Below are 6,324 nucleotides of genomic sequence, written 5' to 3' on the forward strand. Positions count from 1 at the left end.
TCGCCGGCGGCACGCTGAAGATGGCCGCGCGCGGCGTGAACGTCTTCTATGGCGATAAACAGGCGATCCAGGACGTCTCGATCGACGTCACTCAGGAAAATGTGACGGCCTTCATCGGCCCGTCGGGCTGCGGCAAGTCCACCTTCCTGCGGACGCTCAACCGGATGAACGACACCGTCGCCTCCGCCCGCGTCACCGGCGACATCACGCTCGACGGCAAGGATATCTACGCGCCCGAAATGGACGTGGTGCAGTTGCGCGCCCGCGTCGGCATGGTGTTCCAGAAGCCGAATCCGTTTCCCAAGACAATCTACGAAAATGTCGCCTACGGGCCCCGCATCCACGGCCTGGCCGCGGCGAAGCCGGACATGGACGCCATCGTCGAAAAATCGTTGAAGCGCGCCGGCTTGTGGGAAGAGGTCAAGGACCGCCTGACCGACAGCGGCACGGCGCTGTCGGGTGGGCAGCAGCAGCGGCTGTGCATCGCCCGCGCCATCGCGGTCGATCCGGAAGTTATCCTGATGGACGAACCCTGCTCCGCGCTCGACCCGATCGCGACTGCAAAGATCGAGGAGCTGATCCACGAACTGCGCGGCCGCTACGCGATCGTGATCGTGACGCACAACATGCAACAGGCGGCACGCGTCAGCCAGAAGACCGCCTTCTTCCACCTCGGGACGCTCGTCGAATATGGCGATACGTCGGACATCTTCACCAATCCCCGCCAGACGCGGACCAAGGATTACATCACCGGCCGCTACGGCTGAGGAGCGACGACATGGCGATGGGTCACACGATCAAGGCATTTGACGACGAACTGGGCCAGTTGCGCGCGCTGGTGTCCGAAATGGGCGGCATGGCCGAAGCCGCCATTTCCGATGCGATCCAGGCACTCGTCCGCCGCGACCTCGATGGCGCCGCCCGCGTAGTCGATCAGGATCGCCGCATCGACGCGATCGAGGCGGAAATCGAACGCGAGGTCGTCCGCATGATCGCGCTGCGCGCGCCGATGGCCGACGATCTGCGCGAGATCCTGGCCGCGATGAAGATCAGCGGCGTGATCGAACGCATCGGTGATTATGCCAAGAACATCGCCAAGCGCGTGCCCCTGCTCCAGGACGCACGCGGCATCGAACCGCTGTCGATCCTGCCGGCCATGGCGCGGCTGGTGTCGGAAATGGTCCACAATGTGCTGGACGCCTTCGTCGCGCGCGATGCCGACGCCGCGGTCACGGTCTGCGAAAGCGATCGCGCGGTCGATGATTTCTACAACAGCCTGTTCCGCACGCTGCTGACCTACATGCTGGAAAATCCGCATACCATCACGTCCGCGACGCACCTGCTGTTCATCGCCAAGAATCTCGAACGCATCGGCGATCACGCGACCAACATCGCCGAGATGGTCTTCTTTGCCGCCACCGGTCGCCAGATGACCGAACGATCGAAGGGGGACGACACGCTCGTCCCGCCCATGGAGTAGAGCTGATGGCCCGTGCCCGCCTGTTGCTGGTCGAAGATGACGCAGCGCTCGCCGAACTGCTGATGTGGCATTTCCAGCGCGAGGAGTTCGAAGTCGAACATACGCCGGATGGTGAGGAGGCGCTGCTGCTCGCGCGGGAAACGCCGCCCGATCTCGTGCTGCTCGACTGGATGCTCGAATCGCTGTCGGGGATCGAGGTCTGCCGCCGCCTGCGCCGCATGCCCGATACCGCCAACGTCCCGATCATCATGCTCACCGCGCGTGGCGAGGAGGAAGACCGGGTGCGCGGTCTGGAAACCGGCGCCGACGATTATGTGACGAAGCCCTTTTCCCCGCGCGAACTGGTTGCGCGCGTCCAGGCGGTGCTGCGCCGCGTCCGCCCCGCGCTCGCCGGGGAACGGCTGATCTATTCGGACATCGAAATGGATACGGTCAGCCACAAGGTCCGCCGCGACGGCACGACCGTCCCGCTCGGGCCGACCGAGTTCCGGCTGCTCAAGCATTTTCTCGAACATCCCGGCCGCGTCTTCTCCCGCGAACGCCTGCTCGACAGCGTGTGGGGCCGCGAAAGCGATATCGAACCGCGCACCGTGGATGTTCATATCCGCCGGTTGCGCAAGGCGATCAACGGCGACAACCTGCCCGACATCATCCGAACCGTCCGCTCGGCCGGCTATGCCCTCGACAGCGAAGGCGCCGTTTGAGCGGAAAAGGGGTACCGGACTTGGTTAAGCACGCGTTAAGACAAGTAAACCGGGTTGCAATACTGCACCTAAGCTGACGATCTTGTTGTAAAATCATTCACATCCCGCGGTCTAATCCCCTTCGTTCAGGAGGATTAGGCCATGACGTTCGCTCTACACAAACGGGTTCGCCGACGCTGGACCGATGCCGAGGATCTGGAACTGCGCCAGCGAATCGAAGCCGGCGAACTGCTTCCCGCAATCGCCAGGGCGCTGGACCGCACCCAGATGGCCTGCAGCACGCGCGCCGAAAGCCTCGGCCTGCGCACCCGCTCCCGCGAACGCGCCACGCGCGTCGGCATCCATGATGGTCCCAACCCCTGATTTGCAGGGTCGCCACGGACGCGCGATGCCGTCCAGTGCCCCTGCCGCACCCCGATGTCGGACGGGCATGGACAGATAATAGTGCGCGATGAACAGCATCGATGATTAACAGTTCGGGAACCGCATAGTTTAACTATTAATCTTCTCCACGATCCCACGTTTCGTTCTGGAACACTGCTTTATTCATTGGTTAACTTGCTGGATCATTCGAATATATCGAATTAGGAGGTTTTTGACCGCGCCGCTTGCGTGGTGTGCTTAGGGAGAACCATCATGAAGACCCGCCTCCGCTTGTTGGCCATGTCCGCCGTCGCTGCTGCTACCCTGCTGGCCGGTTCGGCGTCGGCCGCGACGATCACCTACACTGTGTCCGGCAATTTCCGCGGAACGCTCGCGGGTCAGTCGTTCAACACCCCCGCGGTGTTCACCGGCATCGGCGATACCAACACCACGCAGACGCTGCTCAACACCACCGTCGTCCCGCTCAGCAGCCTGACCGCACTGTCCGGCGGCAAGACTTTCGACTTCGGCAATGCCTTCAGCTTCTACTCGACCGGGTTCATCGCCGGTTTCGCTGGCGGCGCACATGCGCAGAACCTGTTCAGCTTCCTCGGCGCGCTGGGCGATGCGACCGACGACACGGCTGCGACCCCCGCGGCGTTCCTGCTCGGCACCGTCAACGGTGCGGTCGCGACCAATCTCGGCAATGTCCGCATCACACAGGGACGCAATCTCAGCTACACCTCGACGCTCTCCGCCGTTTCCGGCGTTCCGGAACCGACGACCTGGGCGATGATGCTGGTCGGCTTCGGCGTGATGGGCGCCGCCGCCCGCCGTCGTGCCCGCATCGCGACGCCCGCCTACGCCTGATCACTGCTGCTCCCACGCACCGGAACGCCGCCGATCATGGGATCGGCGGCGTTTCGCATGGTACGCGGGAACCCTCTTTCCATCGTGCCCGCATGGCGCTACTTGACGTTCACGTAAACCAGAACGGAGAGTCACGGATGACCATCAGTTTCGAAGGGCGCGTCGCGATCGTCACCGGCGCCGGTGGCGGCCTCGGCCGCGCCTATGCGCTCGAACTCGCCCGCCGCGGTGCAAAGGTCGTCGTCAACGATCTCGGCGCCGCCCGCGACGGCACCGGCCACAGCGACGCTGCGCTGAAGGTCGTGGAGGAAATCGAACAGGCCGGTGGTATCGCCATGTCCAACGGCGGGTCCGTGACCGACATGGACCAGATGTCCGAAATGGTCGCCAAGGCCAAGGAAGCCTGGGGCGGCGTTCACATCCTCATCAACAATGCCGGCATCCTGCGCGACAAGTCGTTCACGAAGATGACGATGGATGACTGGCGCCTGGTCGTCGACGTCCACCTCACCGGGTCTGCCACCGCGACCAAGGCGGTGTGGGACATGATGCGCGAACAGAATTATGGCCGCATCCTGATGACGGCGTCGTCGACCGGCCTGTACGGCAATTTCGGCCAGGCGAATTACGGCGCGGCCAAGCTCGGCCTCGCCGGCCTGACCAAGACGCTCTACCTCGAAGGCGCGAAGTACAACGTCAAGGTCAACACGATCGCGCCGGTCGCCGGCACCCGCATGACCGAGGACATTTTCCCGGCTGAAGCCTTCAAGGCGTTCGCACCTGAGAACGTCGTCCCTGCCGCGCTCTTCCTGGTGTCGGACGATGCCCCCACCAACCAGATCGTCGGCGCCGGTGCCGGCTTCTTCCACACGGCGCATGTCACCATGACCAAGGGCAAGATGCTCGCCGCCGAAGACCGCACACCGGAAGGCGTAGCCGCACACTGGTCCGAAATCTCGGACCGCGACGGCGAAACCGTGCCGAAATCCGGCGCCGACCAGTCGATGACCATCCTGCAGTCGCTGCAGGGCTGATCCACCGTCACCTCGGTCTCCCGGGGTGACGAACCGGCACCACCCCGGTCATCCGGGGTGACGAACCGGCATCACCCCGGTCACCCGGGGTGATGAACAGCCGCGACCTCGGTCACCCCCATCCTCCCGTCATCCCGGCGAAAGCCGGGATCTCCCAAAGGCGCAACACGACCGCCACACCGGACGAAACCCCGACCCACGCTGGATGATGACCGCCGAACATCCCCTTGCCCGTATTGCCAAGGCAACACAGCACGCCTAGCATCGCGCAAACGCAGCGGGGACAGGCATGTACACGGACACGGATATCGATGGTGCGGTTGGCGCGGGGGTGCTGACGCCGGAGGCAGCTATCGCCTTCCGCCGCTATCTCACCGGCACGGCCGATGGCACGGTCGACGAGGAACAGTTCCGGCTGCTGACCGGGTTCAACGATATCTTCGTCGCGATCGCCACCATCCTGCTGCTGTCCGCGCTCGCCTGGATCGGATCCAGCCTGGTGCTCGCCAGCGTGACGACGCAGCAGACGATGCCGTCCGGCTTCTCCTTTCCGGTGACCCGCACGCTGGCGCCGCTCGGCGGGCTGTTCGTGGCGGTCGCCGCCTGGGGCCTGGCCGAATATTTCACGCGCGTCCGCCGCATGGCCTTGCCCAGTATCCTGCTGCTCCTCGCCTTCGTCGGCGGACTGGCGAAAGCCGCGGGGGATCTTGCCCACTGGTTCGCCGCCGCCGAAAATCCACGGCTGGACGGGATCATGGCCGCCGTCGTCGGTATCGTCGCGGTTGCCGCGGGGCTGGCGCACTGGCGCCGTTTCCATGTCCCGATCACGGTTGCCGCCATGGCGGCCGGTGCGGTCGGCACCCTGCTGGGGATCGTGCTCGTGCTGATTCCCGGGCTGCAGGATCACGTCGCCGCGCTGACCCTCCCCGCCGGGCTCGCCGTGTTCGCGCTCGCCATGCACTGGGACATGTCCGATCCGCGCCGCACCACCCGCCGGGCCGATGTCGCCTTCTGGCTCCATCTGCTCGCCGCACCGCTGATCGTGCATCCGGTGTTCAAGCTGCTCGGGCTGCTGGACGGCGGCGCCACCTCGACCGAGGCGGTGATCGTGCTGGCGCTCTATGTCCTGCTCGGCATCGTCGCACTGGCGGTCGACCGCCGCGCGCTCATGGTATCGGCGCTGTTCTACGTGCTCTATGCGCTCGCCGCGCTCTTCCGTGAATTCGGCGCGGTCAGCCTCAATCTCGCGCTGACCGGCTTGGTAATCGGCTCGGCGCTGCTGCTGCTGTCCGCCTTCTGGCACGGTGCCCGCGCCGCGATCGTCGATCGGCTGCCCGACGGTCTGCGCCGCCGGCTGCCGGTCACCACGACGGCCGCGGCTATTCCGCAACCAGCTTGAGCAGCCGCCGTTCGATCGGCGCCAGGATCGGGGCCAGTTCGTGCCCCCGCTTCAACACGGCACCGGACTCGCCGATCAGCGCCCACATGCCCTGGCGATTGCGCAGGGCGGGACGCTTTTCGATCCGGAATTCCGGCCGTTCGGTGGCGCGGCGAAAACCGGAAAAGGCCGCCACTTCGCTGCCCAACTCGATCGCATAATCGCGCCAGTTGCCGGCCGCGACCATCCGCCCATACAGGTCCAGGATACGCATCATCTCGGCCCGATCGAACGCCACCTGCGTCGGGCGCGCACCCGGAAACGGCGTGACCACGCCCATCAGCGCGCGGTCCTCATCCCGCATCCCGCTCCAGCGGCTGGATCATGCGGTCGCGCTCCGCCAGCAACGCGTCCACTCGCCCGCGCATCACCTCCAGCTCGCACCGCATCAGTTCCAGCTTCTGCGTCGCCTGGTCATATTGCTCGGTGCACGGC

General features: G+C 65.1%; 8 protein-coding genes. 7 read left to right on the plus strand and 1 reads right to left on the minus strand.

Annotated elements, in window-relative coordinates:
* Positions 1-20: 20 nt before the first annotated feature.
* The 7 genes from pstB to VF649_RS14710 all read left to right on the plus strand — a co-directional run bounded on the left by pstB (position 21) and on the right by VF649_RS14710 (position 5,850).
* On the plus strand, positions 21-767 hold the full coding sequence (gene pstB / locus VF649_RS14680) for a phosphate ABC transporter ATP-binding protein PstB (protein ID WP_331012709.1): 747 nt from the start codon (positions 21-23) through the stop codon (positions 765-767).
* 11 nt (positions 768-778) lie between these two features.
* On the plus strand, positions 779-1,480 hold the full coding sequence (phoU, locus tag VF649_RS14685) for a phosphate signaling complex protein PhoU (protein ID WP_331012701.1): 702 nt from the start codon (positions 779-781) through the stop codon (positions 1,478-1,480).
* Between the two features lie 5 nt (positions 1,481-1,485).
* Entirely contained in the window at positions 1,486-2,184 is a 699-nt protein-coding gene (gene phoB / locus VF649_RS14690) for a phosphate regulon transcriptional regulator PhoB (protein ID WP_331012702.1), read from the plus strand.
* 141 nt (positions 2,185-2,325) lie between these two features.
* A complete protein-coding gene (locus VF649_RS14695; protein WP_331012703.1) occupies positions 2,326-2,547 on the plus strand; it encodes a hypothetical protein in 222 nt (73 codons plus the stop codon).
* A gap of 273 nt (positions 2,548-2,820) precedes the next feature.
* A complete protein-coding gene (locus tag VF649_RS14700; RefSeq protein WP_331012704.1) occupies positions 2,821-3,417 on the plus strand; it encodes a PEPxxWA-CTERM sorting domain-containing protein in 597 nt (198 codons plus the stop codon).
* 137 nt (positions 3,418-3,554) lie between these two features.
* Positions 3,555-4,451 (plus strand): SDR family NAD(P)-dependent oxidoreductase, encoded by an 897-nt coding sequence (locus VF649_RS14705; protein ID WP_331012705.1) that lies wholly within the window; start codon positions 3,555-3,557, stop codon positions 4,449-4,451.
* Positions 4,452-4,740: 289 nt separating this feature from the next.
* Positions 4,741-5,850: a hypothetical protein gene (locus tag VF649_RS14710; RefSeq protein WP_331012706.1), complete on the plus strand. Its 1,110-nt coding sequence runs from the start codon at positions 4,741-4,743 to the stop codon at positions 5,848-5,850.
* On the opposite strand, the gene VF649_RS14715 is transcribed toward VF649_RS14710, so the two are convergent.
* On the minus strand, positions 5,831-6,169 hold the full coding sequence (locus tag VF649_RS14715; RefSeq protein WP_331012710.1) for a DUF2794 domain-containing protein: 339 nt from the start codon (positions 6,167-6,169) through the stop codon (positions 5,831-5,833). The genes VF649_RS14710 and VF649_RS14715 overlap by 20 nt on opposite strands.
* Positions 6,170-6,324: the final 155 nt, after the last annotated feature.

Origin of the sequence: Sphingomonas sp. (genome assembly GCF_036387535.1) — a bacterium.
Classification (GTDB): Bacteria; Pseudomonadota; Alphaproteobacteria; order Sphingomonadales; family Sphingomonadaceae; genus Sphingomonas_R.

Bases quoted from the DNA above. Each gene is read 5' to 3' on its own strand.
- VF649_RS14715 (WP_331012710.1), bottom strand. From the start codon at position 6,169: ATGGGCGTGGTCACGCCGTTTCCGGGTGCGCGCCCGACGCAGGTGGCG.
- VF649_RS14705 (WP_331012705.1), top strand. From the start codon at position 3,555: ATGACCATCAGTTTCGAAGGGCGCGTCGCGATCGTCACCGGCGCCGGT.
- VF649_RS14710 (WP_331012706.1), top strand. From the start codon at position 4,741: ATGTACACGGACACGGATATCGATGGTGCGGTTGGCGCGGGGGTGCTG.
- VF649_RS14700 (WP_331012704.1), top strand. From the start codon at position 2,821: ATGAAGACCCGCCTCCGCTTGTTGGCCATGTCCGCCGTCGCTGCTGCT.
- phoU (WP_331012701.1), top strand. From the start codon at position 779: ATGGCGATGGGTCACACGATCAAGGCATTTGACGACGAACTGGGCCAG.
- VF649_RS14695 (WP_331012703.1), top strand. From the start codon at position 2,326: ATGACGTTCGCTCTACACAAACGGGTTCGCCGACGCTGGACCGATGCC.
- pstB (WP_331012709.1), top strand. From the start codon at position 21: ATGGCCGCGCGCGGCGTGAACGTCTTCTATGGCGATAAACAGGCGATC.
- phoB (WP_331012702.1), top strand. From the start codon at position 1,486: ATGGCCCGTGCCCGCCTGTTGCTGGTCGAAGATGACGCAGCGCTCGCC.